Origin of the sequence: Nitrospirillum guanabarense (assembly GCF_034653355.1) — a bacterium.
Lineage (GTDB): Bacteria > Pseudomonadota > Alphaproteobacteria > Azospirillales > Azospirillaceae > Nitrospirillum.
On the sequence record NZ_JAYEER010000001.1, the window covers coordinates 338,416 to 358,694 of the forward strand.

Annotated in this window: 16 protein-coding genes; 6 read left to right on the plus strand and 10 right to left on the minus strand. The window is 67.1% G+C overall.

The genetic code is table 11. From position 1 onward, the window contains the following. The first annotated feature begins 6 nt into the window (after window positions 1–6). Window positions 7–1,089, plus strand: coding sequence for a protein-glutamate methylesterase/protein-glutamine glutaminase (locus tag UAA55_RS01330; RefSeq protein WP_322950863.1), 1,083 nt, complete (start codon window positions 7–9; stop codon window positions 1,087–1,089). Here the strand turns inward: UAA55_RS01330 and UAA55_RS01335 are convergent. Beyond that, complete coding sequence (locus tag UAA55_RS01335; protein ID WP_322950864.1) at window positions 1,067–2,362, minus strand: MFS transporter; 1,296 nt, start codon at window positions 2,360–2,362, stop codon at window positions 1,067–1,069. The genes UAA55_RS01330 and UAA55_RS01335 overlap by 23 nt on opposite strands. Window positions 2,363–2,473: 111 nt before the next feature. Between UAA55_RS01335 and UAA55_RS01340 the strand changes: the two genes are divergently transcribed. Continuing rightward, window positions 2,474–3,367: a LysR substrate-binding domain-containing protein gene (locus tag UAA55_RS01340; protein WP_322950865.1), complete on the plus strand. Its 894-nt coding sequence runs from the start codon at window positions 2,474–2,476 to the stop codon at window positions 3,365–3,367. A 115-nt stretch (window positions 3,368–3,482) separates the two neighbouring features. Here the strand turns inward: UAA55_RS01340 and UAA55_RS01345 are convergent, their stop codons facing one another. The 3 genes from UAA55_RS01345 to UAA55_RS01355 form a co-directional block, all read right to left on the minus strand. Beyond that, window positions 3,483–5,165, minus strand: a complete 1,683-nt coding sequence (locus UAA55_RS01345) for a GMC family oxidoreductase (RefSeq protein ID WP_322950866.1) — start codon at window positions 5,163–5,165, stop codon at window positions 3,483–3,485. Then, window positions 5,162–5,821 carry a gluconate 2-dehydrogenase subunit 3 family protein gene (locus tag UAA55_RS01350; protein ID WP_322950867.1) on the minus strand — a complete coding sequence of 220 codons (660 nt, stop codon included), beginning with the start codon at window positions 5,819–5,821 and terminating at the stop codon, window positions 5,162–5,164. Before UAA55_RS01350 ends, UAA55_RS01345 begins: the two co-directional genes overlap by 4 nt. 62 nt (window positions 5,822–5,883) lie before the next feature. Further along, window positions 5,884–8,172 carry a TonB-dependent receptor gene (locus UAA55_RS01355; protein WP_322950868.1) on the minus strand — a complete coding sequence of 763 codons (2,289 nt, stop codon included), beginning with the start codon at window positions 8,170–8,172 and terminating at the stop codon, window positions 5,884–5,886. A 580-nt stretch (window positions 8,173–8,752) separates the two neighbouring features. Here UAA55_RS01355 and UAA55_RS01360 point away from each other — a divergent pair. Beyond that, entirely contained in the window at window positions 8,753–9,541 is a 789-nt protein-coding gene (locus UAA55_RS01360; RefSeq protein WP_322950869.1) for a TetR/AcrR family transcriptional regulator, read from the plus strand. A 45-nt stretch (window positions 9,542–9,586) separates the two neighbouring features. Here the strand turns inward: UAA55_RS01360 and UAA55_RS01365 are convergent, their stop codons facing one another. The 3 genes from UAA55_RS01365 to UAA55_RS01375 are packed head-to-tail and all read right to left on the minus strand — an operon-like array spanning window position 9,587 to window position 13,684. Further along, window positions 9,587–11,989 carry a beta-glucosidase gene (locus UAA55_RS01365; RefSeq protein ID WP_322950870.1) on the minus strand — a complete coding sequence of 801 codons (2,403 nt, stop codon included), beginning with the start codon at window positions 11,987–11,989 and terminating at the stop codon, window positions 9,587–9,589. Between the two features lie 28 nt (window positions 11,990–12,017). Then, window positions 12,018–12,578 carry an NADPH-dependent FMN reductase gene (locus UAA55_RS01370; RefSeq protein ID WP_322950871.1) on the minus strand — a complete coding sequence of 187 codons (561 nt, stop codon included), beginning with the start codon at window positions 12,576–12,578 and terminating at the stop codon, window positions 12,018–12,020. Then, complete coding sequence (locus UAA55_RS01375; RefSeq protein WP_322950872.1) at window positions 12,575–13,684, minus strand: LLM class flavin-dependent oxidoreductase; 1,110 nt, start codon at window positions 13,682–13,684, stop codon at window positions 12,575–12,577. Before UAA55_RS01375 ends, UAA55_RS01370 begins: the two co-directional genes overlap by 4 nt. 299 nt (window positions 13,685–13,983) lie before the next feature. On the opposite strand from UAA55_RS01375, the gene UAA55_RS01380 reads away from it, so the two are divergent. From UAA55_RS01380 to UAA55_RS01390, 3 genes are all read left to right on the plus strand, one after another. Next, a complete protein-coding gene (locus UAA55_RS01380; protein ID WP_322950873.1) occupies window positions 13,984–15,219 on the plus strand; it encodes an MFS transporter in 1,236 nt (411 codons plus the stop codon). A gap of 83 nt (window positions 15,220–15,302) precedes the next feature. Beyond that, window positions 15,303–16,070: a hydroxypyruvate isomerase family protein gene (locus UAA55_RS01385; RefSeq protein WP_322950874.1), complete on the plus strand. Its 768-nt coding sequence runs from the start codon at window positions 15,303–15,305 to the stop codon at window positions 16,068–16,070. A gap of 24 nt (window positions 16,071–16,094) precedes the next feature. Then, window positions 16,095–17,477, plus strand: coding sequence for an MFS transporter (locus UAA55_RS01390; protein WP_322950875.1), 1,383 nt, complete (start codon window positions 16,095–16,097; stop codon window positions 17,475–17,477). A gap of 68 nt (window positions 17,478–17,545) precedes the next feature. On the opposite strand, the gene UAA55_RS01395 is transcribed toward UAA55_RS01390, so the two are convergent. From UAA55_RS01395 to UAA55_RS01405, 3 genes are all read right to left on the minus strand, one after another. Then, window positions 17,546–17,938 (minus strand): C-glycoside deglycosidase beta subunit domain-containing protein, encoded by a 393-nt coding sequence (locus UAA55_RS01395; RefSeq protein ID WP_322950876.1) that lies wholly within the window; start codon window positions 17,936–17,938, stop codon window positions 17,546–17,548. A 14-nt stretch (window positions 17,939–17,952) separates the two neighbouring features. Next, window positions 17,953–18,963, minus strand: coding sequence for a sugar phosphate isomerase/epimerase family protein (locus UAA55_RS01400; RefSeq protein WP_322950877.1), 1,011 nt, complete (start codon window positions 18,961–18,963; stop codon window positions 17,953–17,955). A 237-nt stretch (window positions 18,964–19,200) separates the two neighbouring features. Next, window positions 19,201–20,253, minus strand: a complete 1,053-nt coding sequence (locus UAA55_RS01405) for a sugar phosphate isomerase/epimerase family protein (protein WP_322950878.1) — start codon at window positions 20,251–20,253, stop codon at window positions 19,201–19,203. Window positions 20,254–20,279 lie beyond the last annotated feature (26 nt).

Genomic DNA, 20,279 nt, shown 5'->3' on the forward strand with positions numbered 1-20,279 from the left:
CCCGTCGTGACCCGCAAGATCCGCGTCCTGATCATCGACAATTCCGCCTCCGTCCGACAGGTCATGACCGACATCCTGCAATCAGACCCCGGGATCGAGGTGATGGCGACGGCGTCCGACCCGTTCGTCGCCGCGCGCCGCATCCAGCAGGAGGTGCCGGACGTCATAACCCTGGATGTGGAGATGCCGCGCATGGACGGCATCACCTTCCTGCGGCGGCTGATGTCACAGCGGCCGGTCCCGGTGGTCATTTGCTCATCGCTGGCCGAGGCCGGATCGGAAACGGCCAACCAGGCCTGGGACGCCGGCGCCGTCGACATCATCCTGAAGCCCCGCGTGGGCACGGCCGAGTTCCTGCAGGACGCGAAGATCCGTATCTGCGATGTCGTGAAGGCGGCGGCCCGGGCCCAGCTGAAGCATGTGCCCGCAGCCCCGCGCGTGCGCGAGCCGGAGCGCAAGCTGACCGCCGACGTCGTCCTGCCGCCCCCGCTGGTACGCCACCACGCCATGGCCCGGACCACGGAAACCGTGGTCTGCATCGGCGCATCGACCGGGGGCACCGAATCCTTGAGGGTGGTGCTGGAGAGGCTGCCGGCCGCCAGCCCCGGCATCGTGGTGGTGCAGCACATGCCGGAGAAGTTCACCGAGGCCTTCGCCCGCCGGCTGAACGGCCTGTGCGAGATGGAGGTCAAGGAGGCGGAGGACGGGGACACGGTCATGCGCGGGCGGGTGCTGATCGCGCCCGGGAACCGCCACATGCTGCTCCAGCGCAGTGGCGCCCGTTATTACGTCTCGGTCAAGGACGGCCCCCTGGTGTCGCGCCACCGGCCGTCCGTGGACGTGCTGTTCCGGTCAGCGGCCACCCATGTCGGCCCCAACGCCGTCGGCATCCTCATGACCGGCATGGGCGACGACGGCGCGCGCGGATTGCTGGAAATGAAGGGGGCCGGCGCCCATACCATCGCCCAGGACGAGGCGACGTCCGTCGTCTTCGGCATGCCGCGGGAGGCCATCGCCCTGGGCGCCGCCGACAGGGTGCTTCCCTTGGATCAGCTGGCCATGGAAATCATCCGGGCCGGCAACCGGTGACAGTTCCCTCCGTCGCCCTGGTCGGGGCCCCGCTTTTGGCTGGCACCCCACCTCGGCGCTGTTCAGGGGATCGTTCCTCCGCCGTCCGCAGGTGGACGCGCAAGGCCAGGACCATGGGGATGATGGCCGCCGCCGTCAGGGCCGCCGCGACGACACCCGCGGTTCGGCTGGAATGGTCCGCGATGGCGCCGTAGGCGATGGGCGCCAAGCCGCCGGCACCGCTCACACCCGTATAGAACAGGGCGAAGGCGCGGCCCACCTGTCCCCTTTTCGCCAGTTCGGGCACGGTGCCGTACAGGACCGACGATGTACCGTTCAGGACGATGCCCAGCACGGGCAAAAGCGCCAGGACGGCCCAGAGCGGCACGGCCAGCGTCGTCACCATGAACAGGGCCGTCGCCACCTCCGTCAGGATCACGCTCCACACCACGCCCAGGCGCTGGCCCAGCCAGCCGCAGCAGGCCTTGCCCAGCGCACCGCCGGCGAACAGCAGGGCGAGGCCGATACCCACGGTGGCCTCCGTCCCGCCCCGGCTGTGCAACAGGAAGGGCAGGAACAGCAGATAGCCCATGCGCGTGGCGGTATCCAGGGCGCCGATGGCCAGCAGCAGGCCAAATCCCCGCCCGTCGCCGCCATCGGCATGGGACTTCGCCGCCTCCGGACACGCGGGCGCGGACGGGATGAGGATGAACAGGCCCACGGTGATGGCCAGCCCGGCCAGGGCCATGACGCCGACCACCGGCCGCCAGGCCAGAACGGGCAGCAGCAGCGCCACGGCGGCGGGCAAGATCGCCTTGCCCAAGTCGCCGGAGAAATTGTAGATGCCCAAGGGCCCGCGCGACGCCTTGCCAAAGGTCATGGTGACCAGCAGGGAGGCCCGGGGATGCTGCACGCTGGATCCGACGCCGGCCAGGACCAGGCCGAGGCACAGGCCCGGAAAGCCGAGCGGCAGGGCGATGACAAGATAGCCGGCGGCGGCCAGCAGCGTCGCCGACACCAGGGCCGCCCGCGGGCTGAACCGGGCGGTCAGCCGGTTGGCCGGCACCTGCAGGGCGCCCATCGTGCCCGAGTACAACGCCCGCACCAGCGCCAAGCCGGCGTAGGACAGTCCGAACTCCCCCTGCCAGATCGGCAGCAGGGCGTACAAGAGATCCGTATAGCCGTCGTGCACCAGGTGGGCCAGGCAGGCCCCCAGCAACGTGCGCCGTGACAGCCGTCGCGAAGCCACCGCCCCGGCCGTCGCGTCCTTCCCTGTCCATTCCGCCGCGGTCATGCTCGCGCCACCGATTTTCGCTTTCCCGGCGAAAACCCTACTCGCGTGAGTTTTTGTCGACTAGCCTCACTATCTTCACCTGTCTTGTCCAATTTCCTCACGGGTCAGCCCATGCGCCGCCTGCCGCCACTGAACGCCTTGCGCGTGTTCGAGGTCGCCGCCCGCACCGGCAGCTATGCCGACGCCGGCGCCCAGTTGGGCCTGACCCACGGCGCCGTCAGCCGGCAAATCGCGGCGCTGGAGGACTGGCTGGGCCAGCGCCTGTTCGTACGCACGGGCCGGCGCATGACGGCGACGCCCGCCGCCCGCGTCTTCGCGGCGGAGGTCAGCCTGTCCTTCGACCGCATGGTCGCGGCGGCGGAGGCCTGCGGCCGTCCCGCCGTGCGCCACATCCTGCGCGTCAGCGCGCCAACCACCTTCGCCATGCGCTGGCTGATCCCCCGGGTGGAAGCCTTCCGCACCCGGCAACCGGATGTGGAGGTGGCGATCACGACCACCACCACGCTACGCGACGAATTGCGCGGCGGCTTCGACGTCGCCATCCGCCGGGGATCGGCGGAACCTTCCGCTTGGCCGCAGTACCAGCCGGTGCCTTTCCTGGGCGAGGCCGACACGGTGATCGTCAGTCCCGCCCTGGCGGCACGACACCCCCTGCGTGAACCCGGCGACATCATCCATCATGTCCTGCTGGGCAGCGAGACACGGCCAGGCGATTGGGCCGACTGGCTGGAACGCGCGGGCGTGCCTCACCGCGCCGAGCAGCGGCGGCAGGTATATGACCATTTCTTCGTCACGCTGCAGGCCGTGGCCGACGGCCTGGGCATCGGCGTGGGCCCCTTCCCCGTCCTGGAGGGCGACCGGGACAGCGGGCGCATCCTGACGCCCTTCCCCGACATCGTGGTGCCGCGCACCGGATACGTCGCCCTTATTCCCTTCGACGCCCACAAGTCGCCCGCCCTGACGAATTTCCTGGGATGGCTGATTGAGGAGGGGGCCCCGGATTGACGACCGGGATACTGATTTTTTTATGATCCCCATGCGGGTGCTCGCCTGGCCGCCGTTTCGCACACGCCAAAGCCCCCGCCGACATTCCGCATCGCTCCACCAGCGATCCTCAAAATCAGATCTCGCCCGCGCGCAGCAACCGCACGGCGTTGTCGCAAGCGCGCGCGGTCAACGCCATGTAGGTGAGCGACGGGTTCTGGCAAGCCGACGAGGCCATGGCCGCGCCGTCGCTGACGAAGACGTTGGGCACGTCGTGCAACTGGTTCCAGCGATTGGTGACGGACGCGCGCGGGTCGTTGCCCATCATGGCGCCGCCCATTTCATGGATGGCGCTGCCACCCACACCGGGCCGGTCCAGCGACAGGACAACCTTGCCGCCCGCGGCCGTCAGCATGGCGCTGGCCTCGCGCCCGGCGTCCGCCAGGGCCTTCCGCTCGTTCTCGCCATGGGTGAAGTCGATCTTCAGCAGCGGCGCGCCGGCGGTGTCTGTCTTGACCGGATCCAAGGTCAGGCGGTTGGTGGCGCGCGGAAGGCTTTCCGCGAAGGAAACCAGGACCATGCGCCAACCGCCGGGACCACGCATCGCCGCCTTGAAGCCGATGCCGACGCCGGCCTCACGCTTGGCCCGGGTCCAGGTGCTGCGCAAGGCGCCCCCCTGGAAACTGTAGCCCCGCAGGAAATCACCCTCCTGCCGGTCCAGATTGCGGAAGCGGGGAATGACGATGCCCGTGGGCCGATTGCCGTACGTCGTACGGTCCTGGAAGCGGTCGAACAGGGCGACGGCCCCCACCGTGGTCGCATGGTCCATGATGTGGGTGCCCAGCAGGCCGCTGGAGTTGCCCAGCCCTGTCGGGAAGGCATCGGACCGTGAGCGCAACAGCAAGTGGTTGGTGTTGAAGGCGCCGGCGTTGAGGAAGACGATGCGGGCGGTGTGTCGCCGCCGCTCCCCCGTCTTCACATTCAGCACGGAGACGCCGGTCGCCCGCCGCGTCTGGGCATCGTAATCCACCCGCTCCACCACCGTGTCGGTAACCAGGGTCAGGTTGCCGGTCTTCTGGGCCGCCGGCAGGGTGGAACTCTGGGTGCTGAAATAGGCGCCGTAGGAGCAGCCGCGCGCGCAGATGGAGCGGTACTGGCAGGCGGACCTTCCCTCCTTCTCTTGCGTCAGGTTGGCGGTACGCCCGATGGTCAGCCGCCGGTCGGGCCAGCGCTGCTCGATGATCCCCTTGGCGTAGCGTTCCAGCACGTTCAGGGCCATGGGCGGCTGGTAGACACCATCGGGCAGGGAGGCCACGCCCTCCGCCTGGCCGGACACGCCGATGAAGCGTTCCACATGGTCGTACCATGGCGCCAGGTCGGCATAGCGGATGGGCCAGTCGCTGCCGTGGCCGTCCTTCTTGTTGGCGCCGAAATCATAATCGCTCATGCGGTAGGATTGCCGGCCCCAGGTCAGGGAGCGCCCACCCAACTGGTAGCCGCGCCACCAGTTGAATTCCGTGCCTTCCGCCACCGAATAGGGGTTGTCCCTGTCGTTCACGAAATGGTTCTGCGTGAACTCGGTGAAATGCCGGTTCTTGGACTGGACGGCGAAATCGCGGGCATAGAGCGCCGCGTCGCCTTCACCCCGGAAGGGCATTTCCCAGGGCGCCAGGGTTTCGGTCACATAACCGCTGCCATGCTCGATCATGCGGCCGCGTTCAACCATCAGGACCTTCAGGCCCTTCTCCGTCAGTTCCTTGGCGGCCCAGCCCCCGGTGATCCCGGAACCGACCACGATCGCGTCAAACTCAGTGCTCATCCGAAGTCCACCGCCGTCCAATCGTTAGACCAGGCCCGCGCATGGGGGCCCACCGGCACGTCCGGGTCCCAATGTCCCGGTACGAGGTCGTATTGCAGCTCCTGCGAGGCGCCCGCCTCGGAGGTGTAGTACCCCGTGACGATCAGCCCCTTCAGCAGGCGCCAGGGCGACGCGTCGCCGCCCGGGGCGCCACTGGGTGCGCCACTGGGCGCATAGGCCTCGCTATCCAGGGCCGTCAGCGCCTGTAACTGGACGGCGTGCGCCGCTGTCAGAAAGGCGCCGCCCGCCTTCAGGTCCAGCTCGAACTTCAGCCAGTCCAGCACGGTGGCGCCGGCCGGGCCCGCGCCGCCGGTGAAACGGGCGGCGGGAACAGGCGCACCGGCCCCGTGCAGGCCATGGGCAAACGCCAGGGTGACGAAGGCCGGCACCCCCACCGCCAGCGCGCCGGGCGTGTCGCTGTCGGGTATCGTCAAATCGGCCACCCGGTCCAGCAGCGCCCGCTGGGAGGGCGCCAAGGCTTTGACGGCGGACGCGTCCACGCCAGCCCTGACCTGGGCCCAAAGGGTGGCGGGTGTCAACGCGGCACCCGCCGCCGCCAGGACCATCAGGAACTGGCGCCGGCCGGCGCCCCTTCCATCCCTGTTACCGTGATCCATCGACTATCCTCCCGAAGGGTCCGGCGGCGGCGGATGAGCCCCATACCGCCACGAGCCCGGGTTCAAAACTTGGCTTCCGCCTGTATGCCCACCACCCGGCGCGCGTTGGGATCGATCACTTGCCACAGCCCACCCTTGGCGAATGCCGTCGTGGGGTAGAGCTGGGTCGGATAGACCTTGTCACCCAGATTGCGGCCAAACAGGCCCACCGACCAGTCGTCCGCTGACTTCAGGGTCAGCCGGGCGTTGAAGATGGTCTGGCCCGGAACGACGTAGGTCGGGTCCGCCGACAGGTACATGGATTGCTTGGTCCGGATGGTGGCATCAGCCCCGAGAACCAGGCTGTAGGTGTCGGACAGGGTGAACTGCCGCTCGGCCGAGATGGTCATCTTGAACTTGGGCGCGTAGTTCAGCTGCTTGTTGGACATGTCCGACCCGTCGGCGCCGATGAAGCCATCCGGGTATTCGGCGATATTGACGATACCGGAGACGTTGACCGTCGTGTCCGGGAAGGGATGGCCGAAAATTTCCCACTCGAAGCCCTTGGTGACGACGCTAGACACGTTGATGTTGGAGCAGTTCAGGCCGCTGATGCCGGAAACACACGACTGCGTCTGGAAGTCCTTCACATCGGTGTAGAAGAGGTCGGCATCAACGTAGAGCCGCCCATCGAACATGGTCTTCTTCACACCCACCTCGAACCCGATGGGCCGTTCCGCCTTGATGGGGTCCAGGGTGTGGTCGGTGGTGGTCAGCTGGTCGTTGATCTGCGGCGCCTTGTAGCCCGTGGAAACCGTGGCGTAGGCCATCGTGTCCCGGTCGAAATCGTGCTGTACGCCCCCGCGCCAGGTGGCGGCGTTGGCGTAGCCGGTCGCGGCGAAGGTGTCCGGCACGCCGGCGTTGATGGGGTCGGCCTCTTCCTCATAGACGCGGGAATGCGTGAAGCGCAAGCCGCCGATCAGCCGGGTTTCCGGTTCCAGATACCAGGTGGCGTTGCCGAAGGCGGCATAGTCCTCACCATCGGCGTGGATGACCTGCGTGCCGCTGGCCGCCGTCAGGTCCATGCCCACGGCCGCCGGGTGGATGATCAGCAGCCCCGGCTTGGACGTGGCGAAGGCGGTGCGCTGGTAATACAAGCCGCCGACCCATTCCAGGTCACGGTTGTCCGAGGAGGTCAGGCGCAATTCCTGCGAGAAGAGGGAATGGTTGCTCACCTGCGGGGTGGTGGTGGTGCCGGCGTAGAGCGCCACAACCGGAAAGCAATCCACGAAATTACAGTTCTGCATGTATTGGCGGGACACAGACGGCGTGATGCCGATGAGATCGACGGCGGTGGTGTCGTGCAGGCGGCGCCCGGCGGTGATGGAGGTCAGTGTCATGCCGTTCAGGTCCAGGTCGAACTGGCCCGACACGCCACCGATCTGCGCCCGGTCGTACAGCCCCTGCTGGTTGCATTGGCTGGTGTTGGAGGCGGAGGCCACGATGCCGCACGCGTCCAGCGCCTGGGCCAGCGGCGAGCCGGCGGTGGCCGCGCGATAGATCAGGCCACCCGGATCCCTGTCGTCGGTCTTGTTGTAGTCCCCGATCAGGTTGAACGTCAGCTTGTCGGACAGCTGGGCCAGGTAACGGGCGCGGATGCCGTAGTTGCTCTGGTCCTCATCCTTGCCTGTGACCGTGTCGTTGGTCAGGCCGGAGTTGTCATAGAAGTGCGCGGCCAGGCGCAGCGCCGAATTGCTGGTCACCGGCACGTTCAGGGCGGCGCGCACGACGTCGCGGGAATATCCCGAACCCAGGCCGGTGAGGCCGAATTCCGTGGTGACATAGCCCGACGTCTCGCCCAGGACGGGCGCCTTGGTGGTGATGTTGACCAAGCCGGCCGACACCGAACTGCCGAACAGCGTGCCCTGCGGCCCCTTCAGCACCTCCACCCGCTCCGTATCAAAAATATCCGAAACCGGCACGTTGCCCAGCACCACGCCATCCAGCACGATGCTGACGGAGCTGGCGGCCGTGGCGTTGCCCACCTGGTTGGTGCCAATGCCACGAACGAAGCCACCGCCGCCAGGTGCGGCCGTGGGCGCGGTGAATTCCAACGAAGCGCTGGCCTGTGAAAGATCCTGCACCGACTGCACGCCCCGGCGGGCCAGCTGATCGGCACCGATGACCGTCACGGAGATTGGCACCTGCTGCACACTTTCGCTGCGCTTTTGGGCCGTGACCACGATTTCCATGAGGGAGGTGTCGGCGGCGTTGGCGCCGGTGGACGCCGGTGCGGTCTGCGCCACGGCGACGCCGGTCGTCAGGAACAGCGCCGTCGAGGCGCGCAGCAGCAATTTGATCGATGGTTTCATGGACACCCTCCCCTGTGATGTCGGGAAGGTGATCGACGGTTTACCGGCCCATCCATTCCTCCCCGCATTTGTTGGGGATAATTAGAACCTGGATTATGGTTCTTGTCCAGGGTCAATCCGTCGCAATGCCCCACTCCGGACCATGTGCGGGCCGGCACGGCGCGATGCCCGTCGGAATAGAAAACCACCCACTGAGCGAGATAGAAAATAACGCAATATAATCAATTATCTGAGCCACATCTTCGTTGACATCCTACCGCGCGGCATCAGCACCCGTCACGAGGGTAAAAGATGTCCCCCGTTCCCAAAAAACTTATGCTGCGTCGCGCATATCAGAATCTCCATTATATTCTTAAAGCTATGTGGGCGGGTTTGGGTGGGCGGGTTTGGCGGCGTCGGTCGCCATGTCCAGGCGGTGATGGGCAGTCCCGGCCGGTTTGCCGGCACGCCATTTTTCGGGCATGGTTGAGCACAGGTCATTGCGGTTTCCAGTAGGTGGCCGAAAATGGTATCAGCGCTATGATTCCAAATCACCACGAGCCTTTTGGGGAAAGCGGAGCTTATGAGTGAACGGAAAGCGGTGAAGCCAGGCCCGCAGCGCGAGCCCGTGCAAAGTCGCAGCAAGGCCTCGTACGAACGGATGCTGGCGGCGGCGCAGGAACTGCTTAAGATCCATGGCAACGATGAATTCACCCTCACCGACGTCAGCCGTGTCGGGAAGGTGTCCGTCGGTTCGATCTACTGCCGTTTCGACAGCAAGGATGATTTGATCCGCGTGGTGCAGGAGCGTGTTCAAACGGACATCCAGCATGAACAGCGGCAGCTGATCGCGCGGGTGGCCTTGGAGACGAGCAACCTGCACGACCTTGTCGCGGCGCTGACCGCGGGCATGGCGGAGCACCTGCGCCATCATGCGGACATTCTCAGGGCCATGATGCTGCGCGCCAATCACGACCCGGTGGTGGCCCGCTTGGGCAAGATGTCCCATCAGGCGGCCATCGCCGACATCAAGCTGGCGATTTTGAGATACCGCGATGATATCGCGCACCCCGATCCGGAACGCGCCGTGCAGGCGGGATTCAACATCATGTATTCCGCCCTGGCCCGTGTGCTGGGGCTGGGGTCGAACCGGGAACAGGGGGACGCGTGGGAATGGGAACAGCTGAAGCGCGATCTCACCCATTCCTTCGCGGCCTATCTCATGAGCGAACCCCGCGCCACCACGGCAATCGCCCATGACGGCGGCCAGCCAGGTTCTTCGGTCGATCCCGGCCCGCAGGCCGACATGAAACACGGAACCGAAACCGCGGCACCCGTTCCCCAGCGCAAGCCGCGCGGCCGGCCCAGCTCAAAGGTCAAGGCGGGCTGAACGCCCGCCCCCACCCCACCGCCGCGCGTGCCGTCATTCGGCCTGTCAGGCGGTCTCCCGCTCAATGACCAGCCGCAGGGGCAGGTCCTGGCTGCTCCACCCCAGCATCACGTCGTGCCGGCCCGGGGTCGTCCGCCAGCCCCCCGCCAAGGTGTCCCAGTGGGCGAAGGCGCGCGACGGCAGCGTGAGGTGGACCGATACCTCCTCCCCCGCCGGCACGACGACGCTGGCGAAGCCGCGCAAGTGCCGGACACCGTCCGGCCCGGCGACATAGGCCTGGAGCACCGCCTTGCCCGCACGCGGGCCGACGTTGCGCACCCGCGCGGCCACCATGGTGCCGCCATCGGCCGTGGGGGCCAATGAGGGGTCGGATACCGTGAACCGGGTGTAGCCGAAGCCGGCCCCGAAAGCGTGCAGCGGCGCCGTGCCGGCGGCCTGCATGCCCTTGTAGCCGATGAGATGTCCCTCCCGGTAGGGCACGTCGCCCGACGCCTCCGGCTTCAGGCCGAAGGCGGGGTAATCGCCATCCTGGCGGGCGATGCTCAGGGGCAGCCGGCCGCCGGGCTCCCGGTCGCCGGCCAGCACCTGGGCCAAGGCGGGCCCATACTGCTCACCAGGGTACCAGGTGATCATCAGGCCCCTCACCTCCTCCTGCCAGGACAGGTCGAAGGCGTGGGCCACGTTGCATATGGCCACAATGTTGGGGTTGACCTCCCGCAGGCGATGCAGCAACTCAATCTGCGCGGCCGGCAGGGACGTGCCGGGGCGATCCTTGCTTTCCACGCCGGCATCCGCCGTCTCACCCAGCATCAGCAGCACAACGTCCGCCTGCGCCGCCGCGGCCAGGGCGCGCGCCAGCATCTCGGCCGGCAGGTCCGGGCCGGCCATGCCATACCACAGGCCCTGGGCCCGCGCCGGGGTATAAGCCACCTCGAAGGACAGCAGCACGGGCGTGCCGGCGGCCAGGTCCAGCACCACCGACTGGCTGTCGCCGCCCTTGAGCATGCCCATGAGATCGGACGGCGCCACCGGACCGCCGCCGCTGAACACCTCGCGGCCATCCACCGTCAGGCGCAGCCTGCCCGTGCCGCCGATGTGGATGCGGTGCGCGCCGTTCCGTTCGGGCACATACCAGCCGCTGGCCCGGATGCGACCGGCCTGTTTCAGGTGGTCCGTTCCCGGCAATCCGACGAACCATGTCAGCGAGTTGGTGTCGCGGGTCTCCGCGAACACAGGTTCGCCGTCGCCATCGCCGACAAAGAACTCCACCGTCATGCCGCGCGACGCCCCGTCGCCCAGGCCACGGGCGGGGGTGACGCTCAGGGGCGGCAGGCGGTATTCCGGCGCCACGCCCTGCTCATAGACCACCTGGACGGCGTCGCCGAAGCGTTCGCGGATGGCGCGCAGTGGCGTGACGAAGTCGGGACGCACCGCGATCTTGGCGAAGGTGCCGCCCTGCAGGCAGGGGCTGGCCGCGTTGGGGCCGATGATCGCCAGCCGCCGCACCGCGGTCGGTGCCAGCGGCAGCACGTCGCCCTCGTTCTTCAGCAGCACGAAGCCGGCCGCGGCGGCTTCGACCAGCACGCCGTCCGGGTCGGCCACGGCCCTGCCACGCGGCAGCCCGTCGATGGCCCGCACGGCCCCGGCCACACGGCCCGCCGCGTCGGCCAGGCGATCCGGGGGCACCGTGCCGGCCGCCACCGCGGCGGCGAACTTCGTCCCCAGCACCCGGTCGGGACCGGGCATGTCCAGATCCAATCCCGCCAGGGCAGAGCGCACGGTGTCGCGGCCCCCGAACCAGTCGGACACGATGAAGCCGGGATAGCGCCAGTCCCCCTTGACGATATCGGTCAGCAGCTGGCGATGTTCCACGCAATAATGGCCGTTGAGGCGGTTGTACGCCGCCAGGATGCCAACGCAGCCGGCCGTCGCCGCCATCTCGAACGGCAGCAGGTAAACCTCACGCAGGGCGCGTTCGTCGACCACGGCGTTCATGCTGTCGCGATCGGTCTCGCTGTCGTTGCACACCAGATGCTTGGCGACGGACCCCACCCCTTGGCTCTGCAGGCCTGCGATCCAGGCGGCCCCCAGGGCGCCGGCGAGATAAGGGTCCTCGCCGAACAGCTCAAACGCGCGGCCGCAGAGCGGGCTGCGTTGCAGGTTCAGGTTCGGCGCCAGGACGGCGTCCACGCCCAGGCGCCGCGCCTCATCGCCCACGATGGCGCCCACGCGGGCCACCAGGTCGGCGTCGAAGCTGGCCCCCAGGGCGGTGCCGCAGGGCGTGAGAACCGCCACGTCCCGCTCATCCACCCGGCCCGAGGCGATGCCCATGGGGCCGTCCGCCATCTTGATGGAGCGGATGCCGGGCCGTTCGGCTGTCGACCACATGTCACGGCCGCTTGTCAGCGGGGCGATGGCGACGGGATCGTCGGGCAAATCGACAGACATTCGAAAATTCCCCAAAAGGTGCCGGCGGTCAGAGGTCGGCCAGCAGCATGATTTGTTGGGCTTGGACCTGGACCTGCTCCAGGATGCCGGCGTCGACCAGGTGGCCCTCGGCATCGAAGGGCTTCTGCGCCACCGTGTTCACGGCGATGCCCAGCGGGGTGGGCCAGCCCCGCATCGCGTGGACGATCCCGCGCAAGGCGGTGAGCGTCACGCCACCCGCCTGCCAGCCCGCCGCCGTGACCGTCAGCCCGACTGGCAGCCCGTCAAAATAGACGCGGTCGTCGTCGCGCAAATCCTCCAGCAGGTCGATGGCGTTCTTCACCAAGCCGGAAACGCCGCCATGATAGCCGGGGGATCCGATGACCAGGCCGTTCGCGGCGCGTACCGCGTCCACGAAATCACGTTGCTCCGCTGTGCGCTGGCGGTTTTCAGGCGCGAAATGCGGAAGGGCCGCCAGGTCGGCGCCGCCGAACAAGCGGGTTTCGGCTCCCAGGGCCGTGGCAGCCGACAGCACGGCCGCCACCATGCGCTCTCCCGACGAGCCGGGGCGGGTGGTGCCGCCGAAGCCGACGATCAGCGGCCGGCTCATCGCCCTCCCTCCCTCAGGGCCGGAATGACCTTCCGGGCCATCAGGTCCAGCGTCTGGTTGGCATAGGCCATGCGCCGTTCTGTCAGGGGGCCGGTCAGCATGCCGCACAGGATGTTGCCGATGCCCAGTTCCTGGTAGGGCCGCAGATGTTCGATCACCGTCTCGGGGCTGCCGTAGAGGCACCAGGTGCCGATCCAGTCTTCCGTCAGGGCGTTGGGCGTCCGGTCCGTCTTCTTGTTGGCCTCCGTCGCCTCGGCCTTGGCGTTGAACGCCGCCTCGCGGTCAACGGCTTCCTGGTAGACGGTCAGGATGTCTTCCAGTTCGCGGCGGGCCTGCGCGTCGGTCTCCGCCACGTGCACGCACTGGTAGGTGTGCGTCGACCAGGACAGGGCATGGGCCACGACCTCGGGCGCGTGGCCGGCTGCCATCAGCATGTCGCGATAGGCGGTGAAATATTTGCGCACATGGACCATGGGCTCCGTCCCGCCAATCCGGGGTGGGGTGAACGCCGGAATGAAGGCGGGCCAGCCGTGCTCCGCCGCGCGCCGGGCGCTGGTCTCCTTCATGGCCACCGGCATCAGCTTGGCATGGCCCGGGGTGTAGGCCACCGGCGCGATCCGCTGCACCACCTCGCCCTTGTAATGCCCGTTGTCGAAGACGATCGGCGCGTCGTGCGCGGCCTTGGCCCATAGCGTTTCGGCAATCGCCAGGTTCTCCTCCGCCAGGCGGGAGGCTTCCTTGTAGTTCACGCCGAAGCCGATCATCTCCTCCGGCGTCGTGCCGCTGCCCACGCCAACCAGAATCCGCCCCTCGGTCAGCTGGTCCAGGATGTTGATGCGTTCCACGAACCGCACGGGGTGATGCAGCGGCACCGTGGTGACGGAGAAGCCGAAATGCACCCGCTTCAGGCGCGCCGCCAGGTAGGCGGCGAACAGGAAGGGATCGGACGCCATGGGCATGTAGCCCGTGAAATGATGATCCGGCAGGAAGACGGCATCGAAACCGGACGCCTCGGCCCGTTCGGCATGGTCGATCATGCCCAGCATCACGGCGCGGTCTTGCTCCGGCCCCATGGACCGGGCGTTCAAAAAGGTCGAGAAGCGCACTGTTTCCTCCGTTAGGTCGCCCTGTTCCGGTCGGGACCCGTTCCGTCGCGGTCCGGCCGTCGGCCATCACGCCGGCCCCGGCACCTAAATTAGAATTGTAATTCTTAATTTGTAACTGACAAAATCGCTTGCCGTCAATCGAATCCGACCACCGCCCGGCGAAACCACTCTCAGACGGGAAAAAGCAAGGGTTCCAGCGCTCAGCACTGACTTTCGCGTTGACAAAACAGTTCCCTCATCGTCATTATTTTCAAAATAATAATTCTGTTATGGCGCGCGACGCCGCAGGGAGGAAATTCATGGTGGATCGGGCGATCATCGCGCCGACAGAGGGCGCCCAGCGCAAGGCCGGTCTGGGACAGGGCATCATCCTGGTGATCAGCGGATTCCTGCCCATCCTGGCGATCATCTCGCTGGCCCCGGCCGTGCCGACCATCCTGGACCATTTCCATGATGTGGCGAACGCGTCGCTGCTGGTGCCGGTGCTGGTCTCCGCGCCGGGCTTGGCCATCGCCGTGCTGGCCCCCTTCGCCGGGCTGGCCGTGGACCGGCTGGGCCGGCGGCCGCTGCTGGTCTGGTCGACGCTGCTGTACGGCATCGCGGGCGCCCTGCCCTATTTCCTGGACGGCCTCCATGCCGTCATCGCGTCCCGCCTGTTGCTGGGCGTGGCGGAGGCGGCGATCCTGACCATCGTCAACACGCTGATCGCCGACTATTACGACCCGGCGGGCCGGCGCAAATGGCTGGTCATCCAGGGGGTCACCGGCTCGGCCCTGGCGCCGGCCGTGATCGCGGCGTCCGGTGTGCTGACCGAACTCCGCTGGAACGGCGTCTTCCTCATCTACCTCATCGCCCTGCCCATCTTCCTGGGCATGTACGCCCTGATTTTCGAGCCGGAAAAGTCCACCGCACCCCAGGCCCAATCGGCGGAAGGGGGCGGGCCCGTCCCATCCTTCCCGGTGCGTGCCGTGGCGCTGTACGGCGCCGTCACCCTGCTGGCCTCCACCATCTATTACGTCTTCATCATCCAGGGCGGCCTGGTGTTCCGCGAGGTGGGGGTCGACAGCCCCAGCAGGGTGGGCACCCTGATCTCAGTGGCCAGCATCGGCGTCCCCATCGGCACGCTGCTGTTCGGCTACCTCGGCAAACGCGCCACGGCGCTGCAACTGGCGGGCTTCTTCGCCCTGCTGGGCGTGGGCCTGACCGGCGTCGGGCTGTCGAGCGACTACAGGGTCATGCTGGCGCTGTTGCTGCTGCAGCAGATGGGCGCCGGCATGACGGTGCCGTCCCTGATCGCCTGGGCACAGGGCGTGCTTCCCTTCGCCCATCGCGGACGCGGCATGGGCATCTGGGCCTCCTGCTTCTTCCTCGGCCAATTCACCAGTCCCTTCGTCGTCGCCGGCGCCAAGGCGCTGACGAACGGAACGGTGCAGGCCGCCTTCATCATCATGGGCCTCGTGGCCCTCGCCGCCGCCGGCGCCGCCCTGGCGGCCCTGCTGAATGCCAAGCCATCCCCCCTGGACGCGGTGCCCTGACGCGCACCCCGCCGGACCATTCGGCCATGAAGCGGCCCCATGCCGGGGCGCGCGATGGCCCTTCCAAACCTAGGAGTTTCCCCATGTACCTGGCCGCCTGCATCGAGTGGCTGTTCGCCGCCGAGCACCCGTCCTTTCCCGACCGCATCCATGCCGCCAAGGCTGCGGGGCTGACGGCGGTGGAGTTCCACCTGTGGCGGGACAAACCCCTTGCGGAGGTGCGCCGCGCCCTGGACGAGACCGGGGTGCGGCTGGCCAGCATGGTCGTCGAACCGCGGCGCAGCCTGATCGACCCCGCCCAGCATGAGGAATTCCTGGCCGCGGTGCGCGACAGCCTGCGCGCCGCCAAGGAGGCGGGCGCGCCGGCCCTGGTGGTGGCGTCCGGTTTCACAAGGCCGGACGTGTCGCGCCAGGAACAGCATGACATCGCCGTCGGCATCCTGAAGCAGGCGGCCGCCTTGGCCGAACAGGCCGGCATCCTGCTGCTGCTGGAACCGCTCAACACCCGCGTCGAACACCCGGGCATGTTCCTCGACAGCACGGCCGAAGGGCTGGACATGGTGGAGGAAGTCGGCAGCCCCAACCTGCGCCTGCTGTATGACATGTACCACTCCACCGTCATGGGGGAAGACCCGGCCCAGGTGCTGGCCAGCCGCTTTCACCTGGTGGGGCACATCCAGGTCGCCGACGTGCCCGGGCGGCATCAGCCGGGCAGCGGCACGGTGGATTGGCCGCGCTATGTCGGCGTCCTGCGGGACCTGGGCTATGCCGGCGCCGTGGGCCTGGAATACAAGCCCGAGGGCCCGACCCTGGAGACCCTGGCGACGGCCCGCGCCACGCTGGGCCTGTAACCTCGCCTGGGGAGAGAAACGGCGATGTCCACGCACACCGGGGGCGGCATCGCCGCCCCGATCCCAGTCCATCCGGCCGCCGGCGACGGCTCCACAACGACCGCCGCGGGCGCCGCCCTGCCCTGGCGCGCCAAGATCAGCTACGGCGCCGGCGACTTCGCCTTCGGCCTGTGCTGGAACATGGTCGGGGCCTTCCTGCTCTATTTCTATACCGACGTGGCGCTGCTGCCGGTGGGCGTCGTCGGGACGCTGTTCCTGCTGTCACGGCTGCTGGACGCCGGCATCGACCCGGTGGTCGGCCTTCTGGTGGACCGAACGCGCAGCCGCTGGGGCAGGACCCGACCCTACTTCCTCTATGGCGCGGTGCCTTTCGGCCTGTTCTCGGTAGCCGTCTTCTACGTTCCACCCTTGGGGGACACGGGCAAGCTGGTCTGGGCCGGCGCCACCTTCATCATCCTGGGCCTGCTGTTCTCCGTCGTGAACATTCCCTACAGCGCGCTTCTGCCCATGATGACGGGGCGCCAGCGGGAACGGGTGCAGGTCAGCAGCCTGCGCTCCGCCGGCACGGCCTTGTCGGTCATCTTCGCCACCGCAGGCACCATGCCCCTGGTGACGGCGCTGGGCGGCGGCGACAAGGCCCGGGGCTTCCTCTTGACCGCCCTGCTGGCCGCCGGCGTGTCGGTGGCGCTGATCCTGAACCTTTTCGCCAACTGCCGCGAAGTCATCCATGACAGGGGGGACGAACCACCCGCCACCCTGTCCGCCGTCGCGAACATGGTCCGCAACCGGGCCTGGCTGGTGGTGTTCCTGTTCACCATCCTGAACTTCATCCGCTTCGGCGCGGTGCTGGCGGTCACGGCGTATTTCGCCCTGAACGTCCTGCACCAGCCCTGGATGATCTCCATCCTGCTGCCGGCGATCTCCGGCACGCTGCTGATCGGGTCGGCGATCGCGCCGCCCTATCTGCGCCGCTTCGGCATGCGCCAGGGCAACCGCTTGGTGCTGATCGCGGCCACCGGGCTGTACCTGGTCCTGCCCCTGGCCGAAGGCCAGCCCTGGCTGTTCCTGGCGATCTACATCCTGGCCTCGGTCCTCATCAGCGTCACCATGACGGCGATCTTCGCCATGGCGGCCGAGACCGTGGACTATCACGAAGCCCATTTCGGCGTGCGGCATGAGGGCCTGCTGTCGGCCGGCATCAGCCTGTCGACCAAGATCGGCATGGCCTTGGGCGGCGCCGTCATCGCCTATGGACTGGCATGGGTCGACTACAATCCCGCCGCCGTCAGCGACGGGGCCGTGCACATGGTGCACGCGCTCTATTATGTGCCGGCACTCCTGGTGCTGGTGCTGCAGATCATCTGCATCAGCTTCTATCCCGCCATACCCAAGCGCGGCCGGGCCTGAAACCGGCACAAGAAAAGGGCGCGGCGATCAGGCCGCCGCGCCCCCAGTACCGGCATGGAATGGAAAAGTCATGCCGGGATGTCGAGTTCCTTCGCGTCTCGCGTGGTCGGCACGAAAGGAAGATAGGAGACGCGGATACGCTCCGACAGCTGCAGGCGATGGCGGCCGGGCGCCAGGCCATTGGGGCGCAGCACGGTCACCGCCGCCTTCTCACCGAAGTTCCAGCGTTCGGTATATTCCGTTTCCATCTCGTCCAGCGTCCAGGTGCGGCCGCGGACGGAGAAGCGGACATCCCGGCGGGAAACCGGTTCGCCATCGATGACGACGCCGATGTCCTCCACCATGGAAAGGCCGATGCCGCGATAGTAGGGAAGCCGTGCCAGGAAGGTGAAACCCACCACCTGGCCGTCCTCGACCACGTTGCCGAAACCGTCCTCGCAGATCATGTATTTGTCGAACATGGTGGCCCCTCCCCTCACGCGGCGCCGACGGCGGCCTGCGGCTCACCGATCAGCTTCTTGAACATTTCCTGCTGGCGGCGGACCTGCTCGATGGAATCCACCGGGAAGGCATCCTGTATCCAGCGGTTGCCTTCATATTCGGAACAGATGTAGCCCTTATAGCCGCCCTGCTTCAGCACGCGGATGATCTCGTCATATGGGATCGACGGCTCGACCAGATCTTCCGTCATCTCATAGAACTTGGCGTGGATGTTCCAGATGCGGTCCATGTGGTCCAGCATGCGCTTGGGCTCGAACGCCGCGTTGTGGCGCAGGGTGATGGCCATGCCGATGGCGGGGCCGACACCGCCCATCTTCTCCACCTCCAGGATCACGTACTCGCTCAGGACCCGGTCTTCGTAGGCCTTGCAGATGTAATCGGCGATGTGCTGGGGCACGCCGTCGCGGATGAACTTCTCCTTCCACACGGGCGGGAAGGCGAACAAGAACATGCCCATGTCCGGCAGGAAGCCGAGGTAGTCGGAGCCCGACTTCTCGAACGCCTCGGCATGGCGGATGATCCAGGGGTGATCGAAGTGCAGCGGCGCATGCACCTCGATCAGGAGGCGCACGTTGCGGCTTTCCGCATAATCGGCGCACGCCACCAGCACCTCGGGATCGATGGAGACCAGGGCGCGGGTGTAGGGACAGCCGAGCCGGGCCGCATGGTCGATGTCGACCTTGCAGGAGGCCACCTGCTCCTCAAACGGCATCGGCCGGTCCTTGTACTTCTTATAGTCCAGCATGAAGTCGTGGCAGACGGGCGTCGTGCCGTACTTGGCCATCAGCGCGTGCCAGTTTTCGTAGACGGACGGGTCCAGGGGGTTGGGATAGTCGGGGAACGTCTGCTCGCTGATGAGTTCGATGCCCTTGGCACCCATCTCGGCGGAGACCCTGATCAGGTCTTCCAGCGACTTCTGCCGCAGAAAGTATTCTTCCTGGTAACTGTAGAGGCTGACGCCCCGCTTGATGTCGTACGTCGACATGAAGGCTGTCCTTGTCAGATGCGGCCCCGCCGGGAGCCGGTTTGGACGGCGGTCTCAGGCTGGAGCCCGATCTCTTGGATTCCCGGATGGCGAACCCGCGCCTCCCCGCGCGCGTCGCCCGGTAATGGCGGCCGCATGCGCCGGGAAACCGGCAGGACCACCATGAAACGATATTAGTACCAATATTATTATTCTTATTCTGAAAAATCAATCGTTCCGCAAATGATGCACCCCCGATCAGAGCCCGAGCAGGCGGCGGTTCAGCGCCCTGTCGCTCCCGGCATCCGCGAAATCATCGAACGCCCGCTCGGTCACGCGGATGATATGGTCCTGGATGAAGCGCGCGCCTTCGCGGGCGCCGTCTTCGGGATGTTTCAGGGCGCACTCCCATTCCAGCACGGCCCAGTTGGGATAGTCGTAGGCCGCCATCTTCGAAAAGATGGCCCTGAAGTCCACTTGGCCGTCACCCAAGGACCGGAAGCGCCCCGGCCGGTCGACCCAGCCCTGGTAGCCGCCGTAAACGCCTGACCGCCCGTTGGGCCGGAATTCCGCATCCTTCACGTGGAAGGCGCGGATCCGTTCATGATAGAGGTCGATGAAGGCCAGATAGTCGAGCTGCTGCAACACGAAATGGCTGGGATCGAACAGGATGTTGGCGCGGCGGTGATGACCCACGGCATCCAAGAAACGCTCGAAGGTGGCGCCGTCGTGCAAGTCCTCCCCCGGGTGCAGTTCGAAGCAAACATCGACGCCGACGTCGTCGAACGCATCCAGGATGGGCCGCCAGCGCCGCGCCAGCTCGGCGAACGCCTCCTCCACCAGGCCCGCCGGCCGCTGCGGCCAGGGATAAAGGTAGGGCCAAGCCAGCGCGCCGGAGAACGTGGCGTGCCCCGTGAGCCCCAGGTTGGCGCTGGCCCGGGCGGCCATCCGCATCTGGTCCACCGCCCAGGCCTGCCGCGCCGCCGGATTGCCGCGCACCGATGGGTCGGCGAAGCCGTCGAACTGCGCGTCATAGGCGGGATGGACGGCGACCAGCTGCCCCTGCAGGTGCGTGGACAGTTCCGTCACGGCCAAGCCGTGGGCGGCAAGCGTGCCCGTGACCTCCTGCGCGTAGTCGCGGCTTTCCGCCGCCAGGCGCAGGTTGAAAAGGCGGGCATCCCAACTGGGGATCTGCACCCCCTTGAAGCCCAGGCCCGCGGCCCAGGCGGCAATGCCGGCCAGGCTGTTGAAAGGGGCCGCATCGCCGGCGAATTGCGCCAGGAAGATGCCCGGCCCTTTGATGGTTCGCATGGATTTTCCTTTCCCGTCAGATCAGG

What these genes read in the sequence shown, in the direction of transcription:
- UAA55_RS01390 (WP_322950875.1), top strand. Translation starts at nt 16,095, where the DNA reads ATGTCCACGCACACCGGGGGCGGCATCGCCGCCCCGATCCCAGTCCAT.
- UAA55_RS01370 (WP_322950871.1), bottom strand. Translation starts at nt 12,578, where the DNA reads ATGAGCCGGCCGCTGATCGTCGGCTTCGGCGGCACCACCCGCCCCGGC.
- UAA55_RS01345 (WP_322950866.1), bottom strand. Translation starts at nt 5,165, where the DNA reads ATGAGCACTGAGTTTGACGCGATCGTGGTCGGTTCCGGGATCACCGGG.
- UAA55_RS01340 (WP_322950865.1), top strand. Translation starts at nt 2,474, where the DNA reads ATGCGCCGCCTGCCGCCACTGAACGCCTTGCGCGTGTTCGAGGTCGCC.
- UAA55_RS01365 (WP_322950870.1), bottom strand. Translation starts at nt 11,989, where the DNA reads ATGTCTGTCGATTTGCCCGACGATCCCGTCGCCATCGCCCCGCTGACA.
- UAA55_RS01395 (WP_322950876.1), bottom strand. Translation starts at nt 17,938, where the DNA reads ATGTTCGACAAATACATGATCTGCGAGGACGGTTTCGGCAACGTGGTC.
- UAA55_RS01385 (WP_322950874.1), top strand. Translation starts at nt 15,303, where the DNA reads ATGTACCTGGCCGCCTGCATCGAGTGGCTGTTCGCCGCCGAGCACCCG.
- UAA55_RS01355 (WP_322950868.1), bottom strand. Translation starts at nt 8,172, where the DNA reads ATGAAACCATCGATCAAATTGCTGCTGCGCGCCTCGACGGCGCTGTTC.
- UAA55_RS01350 (WP_322950867.1), bottom strand. Translation starts at nt 5,821, where the DNA reads ATGGATCACGGTAACAGGGATGGAAGGGGCGCCGGCCGGCGCCAGTTC.
- UAA55_RS01405 (WP_322950878.1), bottom strand. Translation starts at nt 20,253, where the DNA reads ATGCGAACCATCAAAGGGCCGGGCATCTTCCTGGCGCAATTCGCCGGC.
- UAA55_RS01400 (WP_322950877.1), bottom strand. Translation starts at nt 18,963, where the DNA reads ATGTCGACGTACGACATCAAGCGGGGCGTCAGCCTCTACAGTTACCAG.
- UAA55_RS01335 (WP_322950864.1), bottom strand. Translation starts at nt 2,362, where the DNA reads ATGACCGCGGCGGAATGGACAGGGAAGGACGCGACGGCCGGGGCGGTG.
- UAA55_RS01380 (WP_322950873.1), top strand. Translation starts at nt 13,984, where the DNA reads ATGGTGGATCGGGCGATCATCGCGCCGACAGAGGGCGCCCAGCGCAAG.